The organism is Pseudomonas sp. G7(2022), assembly GCF_052660475.1.
The window spans coordinates 5,341,703-5,365,709 of the sequence record NZ_CP109659.1 but is presented as its reverse complement, the minus strand read 5'-3'; the positions used below and the strand labels follow the sequence as shown (position 1 = coordinate 5,365,709).

The 24,007-nt window shown below is 60.6% G+C and carries 18 protein-coding genes; 2 read left to right on the top strand and 16 right to left on the bottom strand.

Features of this window, described 5'->3' with window-relative positions:
* Nucleotide 1: 1 nt before the first annotated feature.
* On the bottom strand, nt 2–1,219 hold the full coding sequence (locus NE357_RS24520) for a type II secretion system F family protein (RefSeq protein ID WP_169431957.1): 1,218 nt from the start codon (nt 1,217–1,219) through the stop codon (nt 2–4).
* Nucleotides 1,220–1,221: 2 nt separating this feature from the next.
* Nucleotides 1,222–2,922, bottom strand: a complete 1,701-nt coding sequence (pilB, locus tag NE357_RS24515) for a type IV-A pilus assembly ATPase PilB (protein WP_169431956.1) — start codon at nt 2,920–2,922, stop codon at nt 1,222–1,224.
* A 226-nt stretch (nt 2,923–3,148) separates the two neighbouring features.
* Between pilB and NE357_RS24510 the strand changes: the two genes are divergently transcribed.
* Together NE357_RS24510 and NE357_RS24505 are read left to right on the top strand one after the other, a co-directional pair.
* Nucleotides 3,149–3,592 carry a pilin gene (locus tag NE357_RS24510; protein ID WP_085732829.1) on the top strand — a complete coding sequence of 148 codons (444 nt, stop codon included), beginning with the start codon at nt 3,149–3,151 and terminating at the stop codon, nt 3,590–3,592.
* 298 nt (nt 3,593–3,890) lie between these two features.
* A complete protein-coding gene (locus tag NE357_RS24505; protein ID WP_065261581.1) occupies nt 3,891–4,247 on the top strand; it encodes a BON domain-containing protein in 357 nt (118 codons plus the stop codon).
* 165 nt (nt 4,248–4,412) lie between these two features.
* Here NE357_RS24505 and NE357_RS24500 read toward each other — a convergent pair whose 3' ends face one another.
* From NE357_RS24500 to dksA, 14 genes are all read right to left on the bottom strand, one after another.
* Nucleotides 4,413–4,709 (bottom strand): DUF2845 domain-containing protein, encoded by a 297-nt coding sequence (locus NE357_RS24500; protein WP_169431955.1) that lies wholly within the window; start codon nt 4,707–4,709, stop codon nt 4,413–4,415.
* The gene (locus tag NE357_RS24495) at nt 4,709–7,660 is read right to left on the bottom strand and encodes a DUF748 domain-containing protein (RefSeq protein WP_169431954.1); all 2,952 of its coding nucleotides are present in this window, start codon (nt 7,658–7,660) and stop codon (nt 4,709–4,711) included. The genes NE357_RS24500 and NE357_RS24495 overlap by 1 nt, the downstream gene beginning before the upstream one ends.
* Before the next feature lie 132 nt (nt 7,661–7,792).
* Nucleotides 7,793–8,809, bottom strand: coding sequence for a class I SAM-dependent rRNA methyltransferase (locus NE357_RS24490; protein WP_169431953.1), 1,017 nt, complete (start codon nt 8,807–8,809; stop codon nt 7,793–7,795).
* A 100-nt stretch (nt 8,810–8,909) separates the two neighbouring features.
* Nucleotides 8,910–10,847, bottom strand: coding sequence for an acetate--CoA ligase (gene acs, locus NE357_RS24485; RefSeq protein ID WP_169431952.1), 1,938 nt, complete (start codon nt 10,845–10,847; stop codon nt 8,910–8,912).
* Nucleotides 10,848–10,961: 114 nt separating this feature from the next.
* Nucleotides 10,962–12,626: a glucose-6-phosphate isomerase gene (pgi, locus tag NE357_RS24480; protein WP_085612637.1), complete on the bottom strand. Its 1,665-nt coding sequence runs from the start codon at nt 12,624–12,626 to the stop codon at nt 10,962–10,964.
* A gap of 415 nt (nt 12,627–13,041) precedes the next feature.
* Nucleotides 13,042–13,902, bottom strand: coding sequence for a pantoate--beta-alanine ligase (gene panC, locus NE357_RS24475; protein WP_169431951.1), 861 nt, complete (start codon nt 13,900–13,902; stop codon nt 13,042–13,044).
* A complete protein-coding gene (gene panB, locus NE357_RS24470; protein WP_169431950.1) occupies nt 13,899–14,699 on the bottom strand; it encodes a 3-methyl-2-oxobutanoate hydroxymethyltransferase in 801 nt (266 codons plus the stop codon). Before panB ends, panC begins: the two co-directional genes overlap by 4 nt.
* A 309-nt stretch (nt 14,700–15,008) precedes the next feature.
* Entirely contained in the window at nt 15,009–15,494 is a 486-nt protein-coding gene (gene folK / locus NE357_RS24465; RefSeq protein ID WP_169431949.1) for a 2-amino-4-hydroxy-6-hydroxymethyldihydropteridine diphosphokinase, read from the bottom strand.
* 3 nt (nt 15,495–15,497) lie between these two features.
* Nucleotides 15,498–16,898: a polynucleotide adenylyltransferase PcnB gene (locus NE357_RS24460; RefSeq protein ID WP_169431948.1), complete on the bottom strand. Its 1,401-nt coding sequence runs from the start codon at nt 16,896–16,898 to the stop codon at nt 15,498–15,500.
* A 734-nt stretch (nt 16,899–17,632) separates the two neighbouring features.
* Nucleotides 17,633–19,069: a sigma-54-dependent transcriptional regulator gene (locus tag NE357_RS24455; RefSeq protein ID WP_169431947.1), complete on the bottom strand. Its 1,437-nt coding sequence runs from the start codon at nt 19,067–19,069 to the stop codon at nt 17,633–17,635.
* 22 nt (nt 19,070–19,091) lie between these two features.
* Nucleotides 19,092–22,046 (bottom strand): sensor histidine kinase, encoded by a 2,955-nt coding sequence (locus NE357_RS24450; protein ID WP_169431946.1) that lies wholly within the window; start codon nt 22,044–22,046, stop codon nt 19,092–19,094.
* Nucleotides 22,030–22,206, bottom strand: coding sequence for a hypothetical protein (locus NE357_RS24445; protein ID WP_003176118.1), 177 nt, complete (start codon nt 22,204–22,206; stop codon nt 22,030–22,032). The genes NE357_RS24450 and NE357_RS24445 overlap by 17 nt, the downstream gene beginning before the upstream one ends.
* A gap of 77 nt (nt 22,207–22,283) precedes the next feature.
* On the bottom strand, nt 22,284–23,180 hold the full coding sequence (gluQRS, locus tag NE357_RS24440; RefSeq protein ID WP_169431945.1) for a tRNA glutamyl-Q(34) synthetase GluQRS: 897 nt from the start codon (nt 23,178–23,180) through the stop codon (nt 22,284–22,286).
* 83 nt (nt 23,181–23,263) lie between these two features.
* The gene (gene dksA / locus NE357_RS24435) at nt 23,264–23,707 is read right to left on the bottom strand and encodes an RNA polymerase-binding protein DksA (protein ID WP_169431944.1); all 444 of its coding nucleotides are present in this window, start codon (nt 23,705–23,707) and stop codon (nt 23,264–23,266) included.
* Between the last annotated feature and the right edge of the window lie 300 nt (nt 23,708–24,007).

Below are 24,007 nucleotides of genomic sequence, written 5' to 3'. Positions count from 1 at the left end.
GTCAGATCGCTGAGCCGAGTTGGAAGATCGGCAGATACATGGCCACCACCAGTCCGCCGACGATCACCCCGAGTACCACCATGACGAAAGGCTCCATGAGGCTTGTGAGGTTGTCGACCATGTTATCCACTTCTTCCTCGTAGAACCCGGCAACCTTGTCGAGCATGTCGTCCAGAGCACCGGACTCCTCGCCGATGGCGGTCATCTGGACCGCCATGTTGGGAAACATGCCGGTGGTGCGCATCGAGAAATTCAGCTGCATACCGGTGGCCACGTCCTGGCGGATGCGCAGCACCGCGCGTTTGAACACCACGTTGCCGGTGGCTCCGGCAACCGAGTCCAGCGCTTCGACCAGCGGCACGCCGGCGGCAAAGGTGGTCGACAGGGTCCGGGCGAAACGGGCCACGGCGGACTTGTACATCATGGTGCCCACCAGCGGCAGCTTGAGCAGCCAGGCGTCACGGCGATCGCGCAGGGCCTGGGATTTCTTCAGAGCATGGCGGGTGCCGAAAAAAGCTGCGACCAGCACGCCGAGAATCGCCCACCACCATTGCTGCATGAATTCCGACAGGCCGATCACCATCAGGGTGAACGCCGGCAGTTCGGCACCGAAGCCGGAAAACACCGACTGGAACTGCGGCACCACTTTCACCAGCAGAATTGCGGTGACGACCGCGGCTACCAGAACCACGGCGGTGGGGTAGGTCATGGCCTTCTTGATCTTGGCCTTGAGGCTTTCGCTCTTTTCCTTGTAGGTCGCCACACGTTCGAGCAGGGTGTCTAGGGCACCGGACTGCTCGCCGGCATCCACCAGGTTGCAGTACAACTCGTCGAAGTATTGCGGCTTCTTGCGCAGGGCCGCGGCGAAGCTGTTACCGGCGGCGACTTCCTGTTTGACCTCGTCCACCAGCTTGCGCATGGCCGGATTGTCAAAGCCCTCGCCAATGATGTCGAACGACTGCAGCAATGGCACGCCGGCCTTCATCATGGTCGCCATTTGCCGGGTGAAGAGGGCGATATCCAGAGGCTTGATGCGCTTGCCGAAGTTCATCAACGACGCGGATTTCTTGCGCACCTTGCCGGGGTTGATGCCTTGTTTGCGCAACTGTGCCTTGATCAGCGCGGGGCTTTGTCCGCTCAGTTCGCCAGTGATCCGGCTGCCTTTCCTGTCCGTGCCTTCCCAGGCGTAGACGCTGATTTTCGCTGCCTTGACGGCCATGTTCAGTCCTTGGTGACCCGGTTGATTTCTTCAAGGCTGGTGATGCCCTGCATGGCCTTGATCAGTCCCGAGGTGCGCAGGTCGTTGAAGCCGTCCAGGCGCATCTGGCTGTCGATTTCCAGTGAGTTGCCTTCGGCCATGATCAGCCGCTGCAGTTCGGGAGTATTCCTGACCACTTCATAGATGCCGGTGCGGCCCTTGTAGCCGCCGTTGCATTGATCGCAACCGACGGGCTCATAGATCGTGAAACTGCCGATGCGTTCCTCGGGGAAGCCTTCCTTGAGCAAGGTTTCGCGGGGAATCTCGATGGGTTTTCGGCAATGGCTGCACAGCTTGCGTGCCAGACGCTGGGCGATGATCAGGCTGACCGATGTAGCGATGTTGAAGCCGGGGATGCCCATGTTGTGCAAACGCGTGAGCGTTTCGGCGGCGCTGTTGGTGTGCAGTGTGGAGAGGACCAGGTGACCGGTCTGCGCCGCCTTGATGGCGATTTCCGCGGTCTCCAGATCGCGAATCTCGCCGACCATGATCACGTCCGGGTCCTGGCGCAGGAACGAGCGCAGCGCCTGGGCGAAATCCAGGCCCTGCTTCGGATTGACGTTGACCTGGTTGATGCCTTCCATGTTGATCTCCACCGGGTCTTCGGCGGTGGAAATGTTGATGTCGACGGTATTGAGGATGTTGAGCCCGGTGTACAGCGACACGGTCTTGCCTGAACCGGTAGGGCCGGTAACCAGAATCATGCCCTGTGGCTGCTTCAGGGCGGCGAGGTACAACTCTTTCTGCTCCGGCTCATAACCGAGGGCGTCGATGCCGATCTGGGCGCTGGAGGGGTCGAGGATCCGAATCACCACTTTTTCGCCCCACAGGGTCGGCAGGGTATTGACCCGGAAATCGATCGACTTGGTTTTTGACAGACGCATCTTCAAACGCCCGTCCTGGGGCTTGCGACGTTCGGAGATGTCGAGGCTGGCCATGACCTTCAGACGTGCAGCGATACGCCCGGCCAGCTGGATCGGTGGCCTGGCCACTTCACGCAGGATGCCGTCGGTACGTACCCGCACCCGGTAGTTCTTTTCGTAGGGCTCGAAGTGCAGGTCGGAAGAGCCGCTTTTGATCGCGTCCAGCAGCATCTTGTGGACGAAGCGCACCACCGGAGCATCGTCGGCGTCCATCCCACCGATGGCGTCCTGTTTGCTGTCATCGACTGACTCGACGTCCAGTCCTTCAAGGTCGACATCGGCCATGTCTTCCAGACCGGAAGCGTGGGTGTCGAAGAACTTTTCGATGGCGTCGGTGAGCTTGTCGTCCTCCACCAGAATGGCTTCGGTGCTCAGCCCGGTGCTGAATTGAATGTCGTTGATCGCCTGGTGATTGCTCGGGTCGGAAATGCCCACGAACAGCTTGTTGCCTCGCCGCCACAGGGGCAGGGCGTGATGCTGGCGCACCAGTTTTTCACTGACCAGGCCCTTGGGCTGGGTTTCCTTGTCCAGGCAGTTGAGGTCGAGGAATGCCATGCCGAAATGCTCCGAGGCAATTTCGACGACCTGCCAGCTCTTCACCAGTTTGTTCTGTACCAGATAGCTGACCAGCGACAGGCGATTGCGCTGGGCCTGCTGCCAGGCTTGCTGGGCGACTTTTTCCGTGAGCAGTTCGGCCTGGACCAGCTGTTTGGCCAGGCCGCTCAGAGCGATGTCATTCATGGGAATCCCGGATGCAGACAGTTCATGACTTATAGCCTAGTCAAGTGACAGCGCCAAACCTCTCCGGTGCAGGTGACAAAAAGTGTCAGATAGTGCGGTTACAGGTTGTAGGAAACCCCGCGATAGCGTGATCGCGCCCAGCCTGTGCGGCTGCGGGCGCCTTGGCACGGGCTGTGCTGAGTCCTGTTCAGATCATGAGATTCCGACTCATGCATGGAGCGTGTCTATGAAAAAACAACAAGGTTTCACTCTCATCGAGCTGCTGATCGTCGTGGCGATCATCGGCATCCTGGCGACCATTGCCCTGCCGCAATACACCAAGTACCAGGCACGGTCGAAAGTGACGGCAGGTCTGGCGGAAATCAGCGCGCTGAAAGTGCCGTTCGAGGACACCATCAATCAAGGTACAGACCCGACGCTGACGCTGGTGACCGGTAACGCATCCTATTCGACAACCAACTGCGGCACAGTCACTGCCTCGGGTACTGCGTCTTCTGGAGCTGGCACCATAGTCTGCACTCTGGCCAACGCACCGGCTCCGGTACTGGGCAAGACCATCACGCTGACCCGTTCTGGCGGTGCGACGGGTAACACCGCGGGCGTCTGGAGCTGCGCCTCGACAGTCAACCCTGACTACGCCCCTAAAGGTTGCCCTGGCAGCGGTACTTGATTGCTTGACCTCTGCTCATCAAATGCCCCGCTTTGCGGGGCATTTTCTTTTGCGGTGCTTCACAAAAAAGCTTCAATCTTTTCAGCGTGTTAGGAACTTTCCCAAAAACCGCAACTTGCATGTAGATAATTCAAGGGTCATGCAATTTGCATGATTCCGAAAATTTTTAATTTCACTAAATTATTGATTTATAAGAGTTTATTGTATTTTCAAAAGTTGGCACAGCGTTCGCAATACTTCCAGTAACCCTGCTGACAAGACACCCAGCAGACTTTCCAGAAAAACAGGAGTTACTCGTATGAAGAAGTTCGCTATCACTGCCGCTGCTGCTACCGCGCTGACCCTGACCATGGCCACCGGCGCATTCGCACAATCCACCCAGGCGACCCAGGCTCCAATGACTCTGGCTGCCGGTGAAATGACCAAGGCCAAAGAAGCTACTTCCGACACCTGGATCACCACCAAAGTCAAAAGCGACCTGGTCACTGAAAAAGGCATTCCAGGCACTGACATCAAAGTAGAAACCAACAAAGGCGTCGTGTCTCTGTCCTCCACTGTTGCAGTGACAGAAGCACAGAAAAAAATGGCCGTAGACATCACCAAGAAAATCAAAGGTGTGAAAGCGGTCTCCGCTGACGGCCTGAAAGCCGAGTAAGGCAAGACTTCTCGCCTGGACCGGGAGAAGACGCGACAGGCGGGCCGAGCAATACGTCTGCCGCACTTTAGAGTTCATGCGAACGGCCACACGGATTGTGGCCATTACAGGCCCCGGCATTCGTGTCGGGGCCTGTTCTATTTCAGGGATAGGAAAGTGGTGGAGTCAGTTACCGCGCTTGCTGTTGATCTGCCGCAGGCGATTGCCCTCGAAGCGCAGGTATTGGTACATGCCATTGCTCGGGCCGTAGGTCCACTCCTCGACCTGAAACTCTTCACGGCGATTGGCGCTGCGCTTGTAGCCCAGCACATCGCGACTGATCGGCTCGCCGCACTTTTGCAACACTTCGCTGGCGCGGTCGCCGAGGCTCACCAACTGGCTGCCGCAGCGCAGGGTATCGGATGCCGAAGCCTGGCTGGCGACAAGCGCCAACGCCATTGCAGCCAGCCATTGATTGTTCATCACTCGGCGTCCAGATGCATTTGCGTCACCACGCGGCCGTCGCTTTGCGCTTCGCCAAGATTGGCGTCGATGAAGTACACGCGGTCATCGGCCAACTGGCCCTTGTCCACCAGATAATCCTTGATGCTGCTGGCTCGTTCCTGACCGAGCTGGCGCAACAGCACGTCGCTGCTACTCCAGAACTTGATCACGTCGGCACGCATTTTCGCCGTGCGTTCTTCCTTGCCCAGATCCTTCCATTCGGCTGGTGGCTGGGTTTTCAGACGGGTGCGGTAGATGCCTTCGAGCAGCGGGCCTTTTTCGTTATCCGGCACCTGAATCAGCGAAGCCTGAGCCGGCACTTTGTCGCCACGGCGCTGGAGCATCTTGTAGTAGTTGTACTGGTATTCGCGTTCCAGACGTTGCTCGGCGATCAGTGGGCCGTCGCTGCTTTGTGCTGCGGTGCCTTCGATTTCCAGGCGCAGGGCCGGGCGCTCTTTCAAGGCCTGGGACAATTTGACCAGCGCCGCTTCGGCATCCTTGTTCAGTTCACTGGAGCCTGGCGCGAAGGACACGGTACCCAGATCTTCTGAACCGCCACCGCTGACCAGTCCGCCAATCAACTTGAACGGCGCGGCCGCCGCCTTGACGATCAGGTTGCGCAGGGTCTGCCAGATAATCGGCATCACGCTGAATTGCGGGTTGTTGAGGTCGCCGGTGACCGGCAGCTCGATGGAAATCTTGCCGTCCACATCCTTGAGCAGTGCAATCGCCAGTTTCAGCGGCAGGCTCACGGCATCCGGGCTGTCGACTTTCTCGCCCAGTTGCAGTTGCTCGACCACTACTTTGTTCTCGGCCTTGAGCTGGCCCTTGGTGATCAGGTAGTGCAGGTCGAGATTGAGCCGGCCCTTGCGGATCCGGTAACCGGCGAACTTGCCGGAGTAGGGGGTCAGGGTGGTCAGTTCGACCCGTTTGAAACTGGTGGCGATATCAAGGCTGGCCATGGGGTCGAACGGGTTGACCGCGCCTTTGATCGTCACCGGCGCATAGCGGTCGACCTTGCCCTTGACGTCAACGCTGGCCGGTTTCGCCTGACGACTGTCGATGGTGCCGATCTGGCCGTTGAGTTGCTGGATTGCCGTGGCGAAGTTCGGGGTCAGACTGAAGTCGGCAAAGTTGGCCGAGCCGTCATTGATCGCGATACCACCGATGTGAATGCCCAGCGGTTTCGAGTTGTTGGCTGGTTTGGCCGCTGCCGTTTTCGCCCCGGAATCGGCAGGTTGCGGGATCAGCAAATCATCGATGTTGGTGGTGCGGTCATCGTTGATCATGAAACGCGCATAGGGCTGGAACAGGTTGATCCTGTCGATCGACAGGCTGTCGCCATGTTGATAGTTCAGGCCTTCGACCACCACTTGCTGCCACTTGAGGAAGTCGCGGGTCTTCAGGGTATCTAGAGTGTGCAGTTGGTCGACCTGGGCGCGGCCGGTGACGCTGAATGCCAGCGGCTCGGTGCTTTTCAGGTTCACTTTCAGGTCGCTGCCGAGCATGCCGCTGCGCAGTTCAAGACGAATGAACGAGTTGATGTAGGACTGGGCGACGCGCAGGTCGATGTCCTGGGTTTTTACGTTGAGCTGGGCGGTGACCGGCGCCAGGTTGACCACGCCGTCGGCGTTGATCTTGCCTTGTTTGCCCAGGCCGGCATCGAGCTTGAGGTTGAAGGGCGAGCCGTTGAGACTGTCGAAATTCTGCAGGTCGACATTCAGCGGCGTGACGTCCAGCGTGACTTCGGGTTTCGCCGAGCGGTCGGCCAGATGCACTTTGTAGTCACGCAGTTGCACGTCCTTGAGCAGCACTTGCCATGGCTTGCCGGGGGCGGTCGGTTCGGCTTTCGGTGAATCGGCGGCCGCCGGTGTGCTCTTGGGTTCCGCCGCAGCCTTGGCAGCCGGTTTGGACGGCTGACTGGCGAACAGTTTCTGCCAGTCCAGTTGCCCGTCCGCTTCAAGGGCGGCCCAGGTTTCGAGTTTCTGGCTGCGGATCTTGCCGACCACTACTTGCTGTTTGGCCAGGTCCACCGTGGTTTCGCTGACGTCGAGGCGGTCGAGTCTTGCCAGCGGACGTCCGTCCGGGGTCTTGATCGCAAACGGCGCGACGCTGACCGAGACGTTGCTCAGCAGCAGTTCGGTTTCCTTGGACAGGTTGAGCTTGTAGTCGGTACTGAGGCTGACCACACCGTTTTCCAGCGCCAGCGGTACGGCGTCGCGAACGTAGGGCCAGAAGGCTTTCATCTGGCCATCGGTGACCTTGAGCGTTCCTTGTGAGGCGATCGGGATCAGGCTGAAGTTGCCTTTCCAGTCGATCTGCCCACCGGACGGGCCGATGGCGACCAGGGTCATGTCGGCGTTGTCGTCGGGCAGGGTGCTGAGATTTTTCAGTTCGAAGTCGAGCTTGTCGTAGACGAATTCGATCGGCTCGCTCGGGCGTGCATCCTGGAAATGCACGTTGCCGCCGGCTAGTTTGATCCGGTCGATGCGCAGTGGAAAAGGCTTGGCATTCGGATCGGCCGGCGTCGGTTCGCTGGCCGGCAGTTTGAACAGACCGAGCAGATTGAGCTTGCCGTCCTTGGCGAACAGGACTTCGGTCTTGGGTTTGTCGAGTTCGATGTCGGACAGGTGCAGGGCTTTTGTCCACAGACTGTCGAGTTGCAGGTTGGCGTACAGGCGCTCGAAACCGACCTGCTCCTTGCCCGGTTCGCCGATGACCAGGCCCCAAAGCGTGACTTCGAGGCTGAACGGATTGAGTTCGATACGCTGGAGGTGCGCAGGCAGCGTTGCATGGTTGGCCAGTTGCTGGTTGGCTATGCGCAGCGCAATGCCCGGCAGAATCAGAAACCCCAGCAGGCTGTAGAGGGCCAGAGCGGTCAACAGGGCGCCAATCGCGCGAATCAATCCTTTGGGCATGTGCGGCTTCATCTGTCTGAATCGGAGTGCCTTGGAGTATGGCACGCGATTCCGGTTCCGAAGTACATCGCGCGCGACAGGATTATTCAGATTTTTCTGCAATGTCTGTAGGCGCTGCCGAAGGGGGCTCCTGCCGGGGGGGAGTCAGAGCTGGAGAATCAGGGTCTTGAGCGGCGGTTTGCCGTCCAGTGAGGGGAAGTCCCGGCCCGGGCTCATTACGCTCCACTCGCGCACCGGTCGCCCGGCCTTCTCGGCACAACGCAGTACCTGTTCGCGCCAGTCGTCCATGCTGACTTTTGCCAGGTTGTTGCAGCAGATCAGCACGCCGTTTTCGGCGGTGGTCAGCAGGGCTGGCTTGAGCAGGCTCTGATAATCGCGAAGCAGGTCGACAGTGCCGAACGCGCTCTTGGCCCACGCGGGTGGATCGAGCAATACCAGATCGTACTGGCGCTGTTCGAGGCGTTGATAGCTCGGCAGTTTCTGCCCGCGACGCTGACTGATCGGCAGCCCGGCCAACTGACGGATCGCCGGGAAGTAGTCGGACTGAATGAATTCCATGGTCGGCAGTTGCGGATTGAGCAAGCCGTTCTCGCGTCCGACGGCCAGGTTGCCTTCGGCGAAATCCAGATTGCATACCTCGCGGGCACCGCCGGCAGCCGCGCTGAGGCCGACGCCACAGGTGTAGGCGAACAGGTTGAGCACGCTTTTGCCCCTGGCGTGATCCTTGACCCAGCCGCGGGTGTTGCGCAGGTCGAGGAACAGCAGCGGATCCTGCCCGGCATGGCGTCCGCGCACGCGGTAGTTCAGGCCCCATTCGTGGCCGACCAGATCAACCAGTGCTGCATCTTCGGCGCGGTAGACGCTGTCTTCGCGGTCGATGCGCGAGTTGCCACGGGAGCGGTCGTTGTAGACCAGCAAGGTTTGCAAGCCCAGCGTTTCATTCACCGTGGCGTGCAGTTGCAGCAGGTCGGTGAGTTCCAGCGTCTGGTGGAAACTCTGCACCATCAGTTGCGGGCCATAGCGGTCGACGGTCAGGCCGCCGGCACCTTCCTGGCTGCCATGGAACAGGCGATAGCAATCCGTGCCCTGGCTGTGCAGCTCGGCGAGCAGATCCTGGCGTTGATCGAGGGCGGCGCGCAGCGCCTGATTCAGGGAAGACATGCTTGCGCCTTGCTGGAGGGAATCGGGGCGCGGGAGTTTAGCAGCAACTCGGCTGCAAGCGGCGAGCTTCAAGCTTGAGGCTCGCCGCTTGCCGCTGCGCTTACTGGTTCAAGCGTTTATCGATCAAGCCCTGCACCACACTCGGATCCGCCAGGGTCGAGGTATCGCCGAGACTGTCGAGTTCGTTGCAGGCGATCTTGCGCAGGATCCGCCGCATGATCTTGCCCGAGCGGGTTTTCGGCAGGGCCGGGGCCCACTGGATCAGGTCCGGTTTGGCGAAGCTGCCAATCTCCTTGCTGACGTGGGCCAGCAGTTCTTTCTTCAGTTCGTCGTTGGGTTCGGTGCCGTTCATGGGTGTGACGAACGCATAAATCCCCTGGCCTTTGACGTCGTGGGGATAACCGACCACGGCGGCTTCGGCGATGCTGTCGTGCAGCACCAGCGCGCTTTCGACCTCGGCGGTGCCGATGCGATGACCGGAGACATTGATCACGTCGTCGATGCGCCCGGTGATCCAGTAGTCGCCGTCCTCGTCGCGGCGGGCGCCGTCGCCGGTGAAGTAGTAGCCGGGGTAGGGCTTGAAGTAGGTGTCGACCATGCGCTGCGGATCGCCGTAGACGCTGCGGATCTGCGCCGGCCAGCTCGACTTGATCGCCAGCACGCCGCTGCCGGCCCCCTTGATTTCCTTGCCGTGCTCGTCGAGCAGCACCGGTTGCACGCCGAACATCGGCTGGGTGGCGCAGCCCGGTTTGATTCGCTGGGCGCTGACCAGCGGGCTGAGCATGATGCCGCCGGTCTCGGTCTGCCACCACGTATCGACGATCGGGCAGCGCTGTTCGCCGACCACGTTGAAATACCATTCCCACGCTTCCGGGTTGATCGGCTCACCGACACTGCCGAGCAATCTGAGGCTTTGCCGCGACGTTTCCTGCAACGGACCGGCACCTTCGCGCATCAGTGCGCGCAGCGCGGTCGGAGCGGTGTAGAAGATGTTGACCTTGTGCTTGTCGATCACCTGCCAGAACCGCGAAGTGCTCGGGTAACTCGGCACACCTTCGAAGATCAGGGTGGTCGCGCCGTTGGCCAGCGGGCCATAGACGATGTAACTGTGGCCGGTGACCCAGCCGACGTCGGCGGTGCACCAGAACACTTCGCCGTCGCGGTAGTCGAGCACGTACTTGAAGGTCATCGCCGCCTGCAACAGGTAACCGCCGGTGGTGTGCAGCACGCCCTTGGGTTTGCCGGTACTGCCGGAGGTGTAGAGGATGAACAGCGGATCTTCGGCGTCCATCGGTTCCGGCGGACAATCGTCGCTGACGTCACGCACGGCCTGGTGATACCAGAGGTCGCGACCTTCGACCCAGTTGACTTTGTTCTGTGTGCGCTCGACCACCACGACGGTGCCGACATTCGGGCAACTCTGCAGGGCCTTGTCGACATTGTGTTTCAACGGCACGAATTTGCCACCGCGCACGCCTTCATCGGCGGTGATCACGGTGCGGCAGTCGGCGTCGAGAATGCGGTCGCGTAACGAGTCCGGTGAAAAACCGCCAAACACCACCGAGTGAATCGCACCGATCCGCGCGCAGGCCAGCATGGCGTAGGCCGCTTCGGGAATCATCGGCATGTAGATGCACACCCGGTCGCCTTTCTTCACGCCACGGCTTTTCAGCACGTTGGCCAGGCGGCAGACGTGGTGATGGAGTTTGCTGTAGGTGATTTGCGTGGATTCGGCGGGATCGTCGCCTTCCCAGAGGATGGCGGTCTGATCGCCACGCTTTTCCAGATGACGGTCGATGCAGTTGTAGCTGACGTTCAGCTTGCCACCGGCAAACCAGGCGGCTTGGCCGGTCTTCAGGTCATAGCGCTGGACGGTCTGCCACGGTGTGCTCCAGTCGAGGAAGCGGGTGGCCTGTTCGGCCCAGAAGGTGCTGGGGTGTTCAATGGATTCGCGGTACAGGCGCTGGTAGTCGTCCTGACTCAACTGGGCTGCCCGGCGGACGGCATCGGCTTTGGGGAACGTGCTGATATCGAACATGACGGTTCCTTATTCTTGTTGTGCGACAAGGATAAAGATGCGCCGAGAGCGGGGAGGGTTCAATACCTGTAAACAAACACCCCCTCATGGAGAGGGGGTGTGTTCAGGGCTGGATCAGCCGCGGTGACGGCCGCGGAAGTAGTTGATCAGGCCTTGGGTGGACGCGTCTTCAGCGGCGGTTTCTTCGCTGCCGACCAGACGGTTGTAGACGCCCTTGCCCAGTTCCTTGCCCAGTTCCACGCCCCACTGGTCGAAGGCGTTGATGCCCCAGACCACGCTTTGCACGAAGACTTTGTGTTCGTACATCGCCACCAGTGCGCCGAGACGACGCGGGCTGATGCGCTCGACCACCAGGGTGTTGCTCGGACGATTGCCCGGGATCACCTTGTGCGGTGCCAGTTTCTGCACCTGGTCTTCGCTCATGCCCTTGTCGCGCAGTTCCGCTTCGGCTTCCGGCAGGGTCTTGCCGAGCATCAGCGCCTGGCTCTGCGACAGGCAGTTGGCGTACAGCCACTGGTGGTGGTCGGAGACCGGGTTGAAGCTGACGATTGGCACGATGAAGTCGGCCGGGATCAGTTGGGTGCCCTGGTGCAGCAGCTGGTGGTAAGCGTGCTGACCGTTGCAGCCGACGCCGCCCCAGATCACCGGGCCGGTATCGGTCGACACTGCGGTGCCGTCCTGGCGCACGCTCTTGCCGTTGGATTCCATGTCCAGCTGTTGCAAGTGCTTGGTGATGTTACGCAGGTAGTGGTCGTACGGCAGGATCGCGTGGCTTTGCGCGCCCCAGAAGTTGCCGTACCACACGCCGAGCAGGGCCAGCAGCACCGGCATGTTCTGTTCGAACGGCGCGCTCTGGAAGTGCTGGTCCATGGTGTAGGCACCGGACAGCAGTTCCTTGAAGTTGGACATGCCGATGGCCAGGGCGATTGGCAGGCCGATGGCCGACCACAGCGAATAACGACCGCCGACCCAGTCCCACATCGGGAAGATGTTCTCTTCACGGATACCGAAGGCCACGGCTGCCGCGTTGTTGCTCGAGACGGCGATGAAGTGGCGATACAGTTCGGCCTCCGAACCACCCTGGGCCAGGTACCAGGCGCGAGCGGCCTGGGCATTTTTCAGGGTTTCGAGGGTGTTGAACGACTTCGACGAAACGATGAACAGCGTGGTCTCGGCGCGCAGTTTTTGCGTCAGCTCGTGGAATTCGCTGCCGTCGATGTTCGCCAGGTAATGGCAACGTACGCCTTTCTGGGCGTAGGACAGCAGGGCCTCGGAGACCAGCTCGGGGCCAAGGAACGAGCCACCGATGCCGATGTTCACCACGTCGGTGATCGGCTTCTCGGTGTAACCACGCCACAGACCGTCGTGGATGCGGCCCACGAGATCGGTGATCTGGTTCAGCACCTTGTGTACTTCAGGCATCACGTTGACGCCGTTGACCGACAGCTTGTCGCCGACCGGGCGACGCAGGGCGGTGTGCAGCGCCGGGCGGCCTTCGGAGGAGTTGACGATTTCGCCGTCGAACAGGGCCTTGATCGCGCCCTTGAGATCGACTTCATTGGCCAGACCCACCAGCAGGTTGCGGGTCTCGGCGTTGATCAGATTCTTCGAATAGTCGAGAAACAGTCCGCAGCTGCTGAGAGTGAACTGATTGAAGCGCTGCGGATCGGCGTTGAAGGCTTCGCGCATGCTGAAATCCTGCATGGCTTGGCGGTGATCTTTCAACGCTTGCCAGGCAGGCAGAGCGGTAACGTCATGAGGAGTGCGGTAGTACGCCATCGCTGCGGTTTTCCTTTTTACTTGAACGGCCTTTTGAACACTGAAAAGACCTCCCCGCCATGTTTGGGCGAGGGGGCAACTGCGTCGACACGATTACTTTGGCGCAGGGCGAATACAGTAAACCCAGCGCTGCGATCTGTCTTGGCTTCTTCTGACCTGTTACCTGTACTTTTTTAACATCGATAACAGGAGAGGCCGACAGACGGCGGGTAATGCAAGCAAGTCCCTGCTCATCGCGCGAGTAGAACGGCGGGCAGTTTGCCCGATGGGCAGGTAGGCAGCAATACACGCCGCAGGTGATACAAAGCGATGTGGGAGCCAGTCTGCTGGCGATTACGGCCCGGCAGTCAGCATCATTTCTGACCGATGGATCGCTTTCGCCTGCAGGCAGGCTCCCACAGGGGGATGGCGGTGTTTACGCGGGGGTATCGAGATTCAGGTGCAGGTTGTCGATCAATCGGGTGGTGCCGAGGAACGCAGCCACCAGAATCACCAGATCACGATCTTCTGCCGTCGCCGGACGCAGGGTCACGGCGTGGCGGATTTCCAGGTAGTCCGGCCGCAGACCGGCCACTTCCAGCTGTTGCCGCTGAGCCTGGATCAACGCCGGGAAATCGCGCTCGCCTTGCTTGATCGAGTCGGCAATGGCGCACAGGGTGCGGTAGACCACCGGTGCCACGGCACGCTGTTCTTCGCTGAGAAAGCCGTTGCGCGACGACAGCGCCAGACCGTCGGCAGCACGTACGGTTGGCTCGCCGATGATCTGGATCGGCATGTTCAGGTCATGCACCAGCGCGCGGATCACCGCCAGTTGCTGGAAGTCTTTCTGACCGAAGATCGCCAGGTCCGGCTGGACCATGTTGAACAGCTTGCTGACCACGGTCGCCACGCCTTCGAAGTGTCCCGGACGGCTGGCGCCGCACAGGCCTTCGGAAAGCTGTGGCACGCTGACCCGGGTCTGACCGGCCATGCCATCGGGGTACATTTCTTCGACTGTCGGGGCGAACAACAGGGAGCAACCGGCTTCCAGCAGTTTTTCCTGATCCGCGGCCAGCGTACGCGGGTATTTGTCGAGGTCTTCGCCGGCGCCGAACTGCAGCGGGTTGACGAAAATGCTCGCGACCACGAAATCCACACGCTGTTTGGCCTTGGTGATCAATGCGATGTGGCCGCTGTGCAGGTTGCCCATGGTCGGGACGAAGCCGATGCGCTTGCCCTCACTCCGGGCGCGAGCCACGGCGGCGCGCAGTTCACGTACGGTTTTGACGGTGTTCATGCAGAGAATCCGTGTTCTATCCCAGGGAAAGTGGTGGCTTTGACTTCGTTCACATAAGCCTTCAGTGCGGACTGGATGCTGTCCTGACCCTGCATGAAGTTCTTCACGAACTTTGGCACGCGGCCACTGATCGACAGGCCGAGCATGTCGTGCAGGACCAGTACCTGACCGTCGGTGTCGGTGCCGGCGCCGATGCCGATCACCGGGATTTTCACCGCCTGGCTGATTTCGGCAGCCAGTTCGCTTGGCACGCATTCGAGCAGCAGCATCGCCGCGCCGGCCTGCTCCAGGGAGATCGCGTCGGCACGCATCTGGCGTGCCTGGTTCTCGTTGCGCCCCTGCACTTTATAGCCACCGAGAATGTTCACGGCTTGCGGGGTCAGGCCCATGTGGGCGCAGACCGGTACGCCGCGTTCGGCCAGCAGGCGGATCGAATCCGCCAGCCACAGCGCACCTTCGACCTTGACCATGTGCGCGCCGGCCTGCATCAGCATGGCGCTGTTGGTCATGGTTTGCTCGAGGGTCGCGTTGGCCATGAACGGCAGGTCGGCCAGGATCAGGGCGTCGGTGTTGCCGCGCTTGACGCAGGCGGTGTGGTAGGCCATTTCCGCAATGGTCACCGGCAGGGTGCTGTCGTGACCTTGCAGGACCATGCCGAGGGAGTCGCCCACCAGCAGCACTTCAACACCAGCCTCGTTGCAGGCGTGGGCGAAGGTCGCGTCATAGCAGGTCAGCATGGTGATCTTTTCACCTTTCTGCTTGAGGCTCTGGAGCGTGGTCAGAGTGATGGCTGGCATGTAAGAAATCCTCGTTCAGGCGCTTTGGAAACTACTGCGAGTAACGCGCGTGATTCGTCATCTATTCAGGCGCACGCTCTTTTGTCGTGCTTATAAGGCCTGGATTGCGCCCTTGTATGCCGGGTTGGCGGCAGCGGGACGCCTATAGTCGTGATGAGGCCTCAGGAAGTCAATTGCATGTGTTACCGCATTGTTACGACGGGAGTGTTACCGGCGTTACTGATGCGATTCAGCGGGCCGGCGGGCCTGATCTTCGTAGTTTTTGTCCGACAAAAACCGGGATTTGGATAAGTCGATGTGGGATAGATGTCAGGGGTGGGGAAGGCGTTCGAGGCCGACGAACGGGCAGGCTGCGAGAAGATCGGCAAGGGTGCGGCCATCGGCAAGGCGCAGATCTTCGGGGGCCAGTTCGGCCAGGGGATACAGGACGAATGCACGCTCCTGCATGTGGTAATGCGGGACTTTCAGGCGCGGCTCATCGATCAGGCGGTCACCGAACAGCAGGATGTCCAGATCCAGCGTGCGAGGACCCCAGCGCTCCAGACGTTCGCGACCCTGACCGTTTTCGATGGCTTGCAAGGCATCGAGCAGTTGCAGCGGAGCGAGTGTGCTGTCGAGCGCTGCGACCGCGTTGGTATAACGCGGCTGGCCCGGCAGCAGCGAGTCGCTCTGGTAAAAGGCAGACACGCCAGCCAGGACCGTATCCGGCAGTTGCCCCAGTGAGTCGACCGCACTGCGCAGTTGTTCGGCCGGGTCAGCCAGGTTGCTGCCCATGCCGATGTAGATGCGTTCCATGCCTTATTCGCCCGTGGCGCTCGGTGCGCCGGCGCGCTTGCGCTTGGAACCGCCGCTGCGGCGACGCTTGCGTGGCGCACCGCTGGCGCCGTCTTCCTTGCCGCTGAGATCGCGGATCATGTCGCGGCGCTCGCTGTCGTTGGCGTCCTGATAGTCGGTCCACCATTCGCCCAGGCCATCGGTCTGCTCACCGGCGCTTTCACGCAACAGCAGGAAGTCATAGCCGGCGCGGAAGCGCGGATTGTCCAGCAACAGGTCGGCGCGTTTGCCGCTGCGGCGTGGCAGACGTTCCTGCATGTCCCAGATCTCGCGGATCGGCATGGTGAAGCGTTTTGGAATCGCAATGCGCTGGCACTGTTCGGCGATCAACTCGTGGGCAGCTTCCTGCATCGCCGGAATCGGCGGCATGCCACGTTCCTGCAGACGCAACACGCGGGCCGGCAGGGCTGGCCACAGCAACGCGGCGAACAGGAACGCCGGGGTCACCGGTTTGTTCTGCTTGATCCGCAGGTCAGTGTTGGTCAGTGCTTCGCTGATCAGCGTGTGGGTATATTCCGGGTTGTATTCCAGCGCATCGGCGCTGGCCGGGAACAACGGCGCGAACAACTGCAGGTCGACCAGCATCTCGAAGGTGATGGCGCCATGCCCGGAGAGGAACAGCTTGAGCACTTCCTCGAACAGCCGGGCCGACGGAATCTCGCGCAGCATCGGCGCCAGTTCGCGGATCGGCTGCACGGTGTGCTTTTCGATGCCGAAGTTGAGCTTGGCGGCGAAACGCACGGCCCGCAGCATCCGTACCGGGTCTTCCTGGTAGCGCTGTTTCGGGTCGCCGATCAGGCGGATCAGGTGATTGCGGATGTCGTGCACGCCGTTGGCGTAATCGAGAATGCGCTCGCTGACCGGGTCGTAATACAGGGCGTTGATGGTGAAGTCGCGGCGCTGCGCGTCTTCTTCCAGTGTGCCGTAGACGTTGTCGCGCAGAATGCGCCCGCTCTCGTTGCGCGAAGACTGGTTGCTGTCTTCGTCGTCTTCGTTTTGCGGGTGATTGGCGCGGAAGGTCGCGACCTCGATGATTTCACGACCGAAATGGATGTGTACCAGCTTGAAGCGGCGGCCGATGATCCGCGCATTGCGGAATTCGGCGCGGACCTGCTCGGGGGTGGCGCTGGTGGCAACGTCAAAGTCTTTGGGCGTGATGCCCAGCAGCATGTCTCGCACGCAGCCGCCAACCAGATAGGCCTGGTAGCCGGCGCCCTGCAGACGTTCGACGATGTTGACCGCGTATCGGCTGAATTGCGCCTTTTGCAGCGAATGTTGGCCGCTGTTGAGGACTTCAGGCGTGCTACGGATGTGTTGCGTACGACGCAGGGGAGTTCGGAATGACTGGAACAGCTTCTTCAGCATGGGATGCACTGTTTGAAGGAATGTTCGGCCATACCAGAGAATGACCGCATGATGGGCCGGGATTCTAGCATTTAGTCGAGGGATGGTGTAGGACGCTGCCGTTTTGCGCTGCAGGCCGCAGGCTAGAGGGGTGGAGATGCGCCAGAAAGGGAGAATTTCCCGGAAAGGAGAAACTACAAGGGGAGCCGAAGCTCCCCAAGAAGTAGTTGCGTGCTCTTTTTATTATTGATTCGGGCTTCTTGTTTTTGTTGAGTGCCCTCGCCATGAAGCTTTTCCTTCATGACCCTCCCAATCGGGAGCCAAGAGCAAACGGATTGCTTTGGTCGCTGAATTGCAGTGATCTCTCGATCCAACCAGTACAGGCTCTGTCTTAGGACAGTTTTTGTTGTTCTCGGCCTGGTCGTGGGGCAAGCCCCAAATACAACGCCTCTCCAAAAGAATCAGTTAGCTGCGCCTCTCGCCGTCTTGTTTTTATTGTGCGTGAGTCGATTCGTCTTATTTTTATTGTCTTGTGCATTGCTTGTTATTGTTCTTGTACCAAAGATATAGCAGGGGCCGTGCCAACTTTTGCGAAGCCCAATAAAACAAGGGGTTAGGTCGATATAGCCGTTTTCTCGTGGCGAAAAAAAGCCGGGGTTTCGTTACCGATAACCCCGGCTTCTGTTACGTGAAAAGACTGAGGTAACAGTTTTTTCACATCCTCACCCGTTACCCGCACACTCGACAGGTAACGTTCAGCTCTCGCTGGCGACCCCGGTCTTGCGCCGTGGAATGCCCAGACGCTGACGGCGTTCCCACAGGCATTTGCGGCTGACGCCCAGTTTGCGCGCCAGTTCAGTCTCGGTCATGTGGTCCTGATGCTCGAGCACGAAATGCTGAAAGTAATCTTCCAGCGACAGATCTTCGGTCGGCTCGTGACTGCTGTTGCTGGCGTTACCGGCCGGTTGCGCCGGCAGACCGATGAACTCGTCGTCCTCCAGATCCCCCAGCTCGATGTCGATGCCCAACAGGTCGGCGGAGATTTCCGGGCTTTCACTCAGAATCACGGCGCGCTCGACGGCGTTTTCCAGTTCCCGCACGTTGCCCGGCCAGGAATAGTGCCGGATCGCCTGTTCGGCATCGGCGGCAAATTTCAGGTCGGTGCGGTTGATGCGCGCGCTCTGGCGAGCGAGGAACGCATTGGCGATTTCGTTGACGTCGGCGCCGCGCTCGCGCAGGGCTGGCAGTTTCAACGCGATCACGTGGAGGCGGTAGTACAAGTCCTCACGGAACTGGCCGATTTTCGCCAGGCTCTTGAGGTCCCGGTGGGTTGCAGCGATCAACCGGACATCGACCTTCTGCGACTGCACCGAGCCAACCCGGCGAATTTCGCCTTCCTGCAGTACGCGCAACAGGCGGGCCTGAGCTTCCAGAGGCAGTTCGCCAATCTCGTCGAGGAACAGCGTGCCTCCGTCCGCCGCTTCCACCAGACCGGCGCGACCGGCGCTGGCTCCGGTGAACGCGCCTTTCTCGTGACCGAACAGTTCGGACTCGATCAGGCTTTCCGGAATGGCGGCGCAGTTCACCGAGATCATCGGTGCCTTGGCGCGTTTCGACAGGTTGTGCAGGGCGCGGGCCACCAGCTCTTTACCGGTGCCGGACTCGCCCTGGATCAGCACATTGGAATCGGTCGGGGCGACTTTACGGATCTTGCCGTAAAGGTCCTGCATCGGCGGGCAGGAGCCGATGATGCCGATCTCGCCATTGCTGTTGTCGATGGCGGATTTGCCGTTGCCGTTGGCCGATTTGGAAGGCGCTGCTTCACCGGCGGCAGGCGCCGACTGGCGATCACGCAGGATCCGCGCGACAGCCTGAAGCATTTCATCGTGGTCGAAAGGCTTGGCGATGTAATCCACCGCACCCATCTTCATCGAGTCGACCGCCGAGCGCAGGCTGGCGTAGCTGGTCATGATCAGCACCGGCGTGCCCTGGCCGAGCTTGATCAGCTCGGTGCCCGGAGCACCCGGCAGACGCAGGTCGCTGACGATCAGATCGAATGTGGGAATACTGAAGCGTTCTTGTGCTTCCTGCACTGAACCGGCTTCGCTGACCTGGTACTGGTTGCGTTCCAGCAGGCGGCGCAAGGCGGAGCGGATAATGGTTTCGTCTTCGACGATCAAAATGTGCGGCATTGATTCGATACTCTCGACGGTCTCAGTTCACAGCGGACGTCGCTTCGACATGGCGCGGCAAAGTCACCCGGATACGGGTGCCGCGCTGGCTCTGAACATCAGCCGGGCTGTCGATGGTGATTTGTCCATAATGCTCTTCAACGATGGAATAGACCAGTGCAAGGCCCAGACCGGTGCCTTCGCCAGGATCCTTGGTGGTGAAGAAGGGTTCGAACAATCGGTCCATGATGCTCGCTGGAATACCGCTGCCTTCGTCCTCGACGATCAGATCGACCGTGTGTTCGCCGGCCTCGCTCTTGACCCGCACCGCACTGCCGGCAGGCGAGGCGTCACGGGCGTTGGAGAGCAGATTGATCAGCACCTGGGCGAGACGTTGCGGGTCGCCTTCAACCCAGTGATCCGGGTCGCACAGGTTGTAGAACTGGACTTCGAAGTTGCGCCGGTTCAACGCCAGCAGACCGATGGCGTCCTGAGCCACTTCCGCCAGACAGACGGGCTCGTCGCTGTGCTGATGGCTGCCGGCATGGGCGAAGCTCATCAACGACTGCACGATGCGTGACACGCGTTTGGTCTGCTCGAGGATCTGGCCGCTGATTTCCGTCAGTTCGCCGTCTTCTTCGCGTTCTTCCCGAAGATTTTGCGCAAGACAGGCAATGCCGGTGATCGGGTTGCCGATTTCATGCGCCACGCCGGCCGCGAGACGACCGATGCTGGCCAGGCGTTCGGAGTGCACCAGTTTGTCTTCGAGCATCTGGGTTTCAGTCAGGTCTTCCACCAACAGCACGAGGCCGCTGTTACCCGGTGCCAACGGCTCGTCGATGGCCGCTTTGTGCAGGTTCAGCCAGCGGGTCTGGCCGTCGAGCGCCAGATGCTGCTTGTGCAAATGTTCGTCGGGCAGGTTGATGAAACCTTGCAGCAATTCTTTCCACGGATTGGCAATGGTACTCAGGCGCGAGCCGACGACCCGTTGCGCGGCAATCCCGGTCAGCTCTTCCATGGCCTTGTTCCACATCAGGATCTCCTGATCCTTGGCCAGCGAGCAGACGCCCATCGGCAGTTCCTGCAAGGTCTGGCGGTGGTAGCGGCGCAGGGCATCGAGTTCGGCAGCCAGGCCGGTGAGGCGCGAGTGGTAATCCTCGAGGCGGCTTTCGATGAAGTGGATGTCTTCGGTGACGTAGTTTTCGCCGCCGGCCTTGTACGGCAGGAAGGTTTCCACCATGTCCTGGGCTACGCTCGGGCCCATCAGGCCGGAGAGGTTGGCTTCGATCCGGTCACGCAAGCGGCGCAAGGCATAAGGGCGGCGTTCATCGAAAGGCAGATAAAGGTCGCGCAGGGCCTGCTCGACTTCCTTCTGTGCAGCCTTGGCGCCCAGCGGCTTGGCCAGTTGCGTGGCGAATTCCTGGGGCGAGGCGGCGTGCAGTTCGCGGCGTTGCGGACGGCGCACGTTATCCACAGCGCAGGCTTCGGCAGCGCTGGCTTCTTCCGGGCTGGCATTGGTGAACAGCGAAATCAGCGTGAACATCAACACGTTGGCCGCCAGCGAGGCGATGGCCGCCATGTGCCAGCTGGTGTCGTCCAGCACATAGATCATGTTCAGCAGCGGAATATAGAAACCCTGCAGATTGCCGACCAGCGGCAGCAGCATGGTCACGACCCACACCACGATCCCCGCCAGCAGACCGGCGATAAAGCCGCGACGATTGGCGGTCGGCCAGTACAGCACCGACAGCACACCGGGCAGAAACTGCAGGGTGGCTACGAAAGCGACGATGCCGAGGTTGGCCAGATCCTGCTCGGCGCCCAGCATCAGGTAGAAGCAGAAGCCGGCCATGATGATCGCGACGATCAGCGCCCGGCGGGTCCATTTCAGCCAGCGATAGATATTGCCCTCGGCCGGTGGCTGATAGAGCGGCAGCACCAGGTGGTTCAGGGCCATGCCCGACAGCGCCAATGTGGTGACAATGATCAGGCCGCTGGCCGCCGACAGGCCGCCGACATACGCCAGAAGGGCCAGCGATTTGCTGTTGGCGGCGATGCCGATGCCGAGGGTGAAGTATTCCGGATTGGTGGTGGCGCCGAGCTTCAGGCCGGCCCAGAGAATCAGCGGCACGGCCAGGCTCATCAACAGCAGGAACAGCGGCAGACCCCAGCTCGCGCTGACCAGCGAGCGCGGGTTGAGGTTTTCGGTGAAGGTCATGTGATACATGTGCGGCATCACGATCGCCGAGGCGAAAAACACCAGCAGCAACGTGCGCCACGGGCCTTCCTGCAACGGGGTGTGCAGGGCGGCGAGGGCGGTCTGGTTCTGCAGCAGCCACAGTTCGAGCTGTTGCGGGCCGTCGAATACGCCGTACAGCGCGTAGAGGCCCACGCCGCCGAGGGCCACCAGTTTGATCACCGATTCGAAGGCAATCGCGAAGACCAGCCCTTCGTGCTTTTCACGGGTGGCGATGTGACGGGAGCCGAAGAAAATCGTGAACAGGATGATCAGCGCACAGAATGCCAGGGCTACGCGATTCTGCACCGGTTCGCCGGTGAGGATGCCGATGGAATCGGCTACGGCCTGAATCTGCAGGGCCAGCAATGGCAGGACGCCGATCAGCATGAAAATCGTGGTCAGCGCACCGGCCCAGGTGCTGCGAAAGCGGAAGGCGAACAGGTCCGCCAGCGACGACAGCTGATAGGTGCGGGTGATCTTGAGGATCGGATACAGCAGCACCGGCGCCAGCAGGAACGCGCCGGACACCCCGAGATAGCTGGACAGAAAGCCGTAGCCATACTGATAAGCCAGACCCACCGTGCCGTAGAACGCCCACGCACTGGCGTAAACCCCCAGCGACAGGGTGTAGGTCAACGGATGGCGAATGATCGCCCGCGGGATCATGCCCCGTTCACTGATCCAGGCCACGCCGAACAACGCGGCCAGGTAGGCGGCGCTGATCAGCAGCATCTGGGTCAGGCTAAAGCTCATCGGCATCTTTTTGGCTCTGCAGGATGAAGGTCACGACAATCAGGATCAGCCAGAGCAGATAAGGGCGATACCAGGCGCCCGTAGCGTCGATCCACCAATCCATGATGGCGGGAGAAAACAGGTAGATCCCCACGACCAGAAGCAGGACCAAGCGATAGATGTACATCCCGGCCTCTCTTTTTTATGCGCGTGCCCGAAAACGTGCGGCGATGGTAACGGATGGGCGCGCCACTGCAAGTGTCGTCACAGCAGTCGCGCTTCGGGCAGGGTCAGTGTGCGCGGGATCTTTGTCGCATCCCAGTGGGTGCTGCCCCATTTCAGCAGTTCCTGTGGCGAGGCGTGGGCCAGTTCGGGCCCCGGCTCTTGCCCCAGCGCACGCAAGGCTCTCAGCAACAATGGCGTGGCCTGACCGGCTTCCAGCGGTGGCGAGCGATAGGACTTGCCGAGCTTGTTGCCGTCCGGCTGGGTGATCAGGGGCAAGTGCAGATAACGCGGCTGACGCAGGCCCAGCAGTTCTTGCAGGTACAGCTGGCGCGGCGTCGAGTCGAGCAGATCGGCACCGCGCACGATGTCGGTGATGCCCTGCCAGGCATCGTCCAGCACCACCGCCAGTTGGTAGGCGTAGAGACCGTCGCGGCGACGGATCACGAAATCACCCACGTCGCGGCCCAGATGTTGGCGGTATTCGCCCTGCACCCGGTCGATGAAGTGATATTCCAGCTCCGGTACGCGCAGGCGGATCGCGGCATCTTCCTGGTCATGGCCGGCGTTGCGGCATAGCCCAGGATAAATGCCGTGATACGGCTCCAGCTGTTTGCGCGAACAGGTGCAGGCGTAGGCGAGGCCGTGATTGAACAGGCTGTCGAGCACCTGGGCGTAGGCTTTGTGCCGATCGCTTTGGCGGACCATTTCGCCGTCCCATTCGAAGCCATAGCTTTCCAGCGCCTTGAGAATCGCCGCTTGCGCGCCGGGCTCTTCACGGGGCGGATCGAGATCCTCCATGCGCACCAGCCAGCGGCCGTTCACCGAGCGGGCGTCCAGATAGGAAGCGAGGGCGGCGACCAGCGAACCGAAGTGCAGGTGGCCACTGGGCGTGGGGGCGAAGCGGCCGATGTAGGCGGGGGAAGTGTTGGCAGTCATGAGGGCGATGTTACTTGAAGAGTAAAAAACGGCAGAAACAAAAACGGAGCGTTCGCACGCTCCGTTTTTCGTTCAGGTCGGGATTACTTGCCGACCTGCTTTTCCTTGATTTCCGCCAGGTTCTTGCAGTCGACGCACATGTCGGCAGTCGGGCGGGCTTCGAGGCGCTTGACGCCGATCTCGATGCCGCAAGAGTCGCACCAGCCGTACTCTTCGTCTTCGATCAGTTGCAGGGTCTTGTCGATTTTCTTGATCAGTTTGCGCTCGCGGTCGCGGGCGCGCAGCTCGAGGGCGAACTCTTCTTCCTGGCTGGCACGGTCGGCCGGATCAGGAAAGTTGGCCGCTTCGTCTTTCATGTGATCAACAGTGCGGTCGACTTCCTGCATCAACTCCTGCTTCCACTTGGACAGGATCTTGGTGAAGTGCGCGCGCATTGGAGCGCCCATGTACTCTTCGCCCGCTTTCGGGACGTAGGGTTCGAAACCGCTGAGGGTCTGACTTGCCTGTTGCTTTGCTTGGGTGGGCATGAAATGGACCGCCTCTACTCTTGTAATCCATTGCGCAGGATTGCTCCATCACCGACACCTGCCGGCCCTGCGGCTGCAAGCGGGCGAACTTACCAGATCAATTCGGCCCGCGCTACTCCCGGATGTCGAGCGCGTGGCCGTTGGGGCTTGCAAATGTTTGCCAAGCCATGTCCGGCAATGTTGCAGACCTGCTCAATCACTGATTTTAGTCAATCCTGGAGCGTACGCTCGGGTCGTTACAGTCCAGTGTTCTTGAGGCTGTGACCACTGCGGGTTCTCGCTCGTTCCGGCAGATGGGTA

Excerpts from the sequence above, each read along its gene's own strand:
- NE357_RS24520 (WP_169431957.1), bottom strand. The coding sequence starts at position 1,219 with ATGGCCGTCAAGGCAGCGAAAATCAGCGTCTACGCCTGGGAAGGCACG.
- pilB (WP_169431956.1), bottom strand. The coding sequence starts at position 2,922 with ATGAATGACATCGCTCTGAGCGGCCTGGCCAAACAGCTGGTCCAGGCC.
- NE357_RS24510 (WP_085732829.1), top strand. The coding sequence starts at position 3,149 with ATGAAAAAACAACAAGGTTTCACTCTCATCGAGCTGCTGATCGTCGTG.
- NE357_RS24505 (WP_065261581.1), top strand. The coding sequence starts at position 3,891 with ATGAAGAAGTTCGCTATCACTGCCGCTGCTGCTACCGCGCTGACCCTG.
- NE357_RS24500 (WP_169431955.1), bottom strand. The coding sequence starts at position 4,709 with ATGAACAATCAATGGCTGGCTGCAATGGCGTTGGCGCTTGTCGCCAGC.
- NE357_RS24495 (WP_169431954.1), bottom strand. The coding sequence starts at position 7,660 with ATGAAGCCGCACATGCCCAAAGGATTGATTCGCGCGATTGGCGCCCTG.
- NE357_RS24490 (WP_169431953.1), bottom strand. The coding sequence starts at position 8,809 with ATGTCTTCCCTGAATCAGGCGCTGCGCGCCGCCCTCGATCAACGCCAG.
- acs (WP_169431952.1), bottom strand. The coding sequence starts at position 10,847 with ATGTTCGATATCAGCACGTTCCCCAAAGCCGATGCCGTCCGCCGGGCA.
- pgi (WP_085612637.1), bottom strand. The coding sequence starts at position 12,626 with ATGGCGTACTACCGCACTCCTCATGACGTTACCGCTCTGCCTGCCTGG.
- panC (WP_169431951.1), bottom strand. The coding sequence starts at position 13,902 with ATGAACACCGTCAAAACCGTACGTGAACTGCGCGCCGCCGTGGCTCGC.
- panB (WP_169431950.1), bottom strand. The coding sequence starts at position 14,699 with ATGCCAGCCATCACTCTGACCACGCTCCAGAGCCTCAAGCAGAAAGGT.
- folK (WP_169431949.1), bottom strand. The coding sequence starts at position 15,494 with ATGGAACGCATCTACATCGGCATGGGCAGCAACCTGGCTGACCCGGCC.
- NE357_RS24460 (WP_169431948.1), bottom strand. The coding sequence starts at position 16,898 with ATGCTGAAGAAGCTGTTCCAGTCATTCCGAACTCCCCTGCGTCGTACG.
- NE357_RS24455 (WP_169431947.1), bottom strand. The coding sequence starts at position 19,069 with ATGCCGCACATTTTGATCGTCGAAGACGAAACCATTATCCGCTCCGCC.
- NE357_RS24450 (WP_169431946.1), bottom strand. The coding sequence starts at position 22,046 with ATGCCGATGAGCTTTAGCCTGACCCAGATGCTGCTGATCAGCGCCGCC.
- NE357_RS24445 (WP_003176118.1), bottom strand. The coding sequence starts at position 22,206 with ATGTACATCTATCGCTTGGTCCTGCTTCTGGTCGTGGGGATCTACCTG.
- gluQRS (WP_169431945.1), bottom strand. The coding sequence starts at position 23,180 with ATGACTGCCAACACTTCCCCCGCCTACATCGGCCGCTTCGCCCCCACG.
- dksA (WP_169431944.1), bottom strand. The coding sequence starts at position 23,707 with ATGCCCACCCAAGCAAAGCAACAGGCAAGTCAGACCCTCAGCGGTTTC.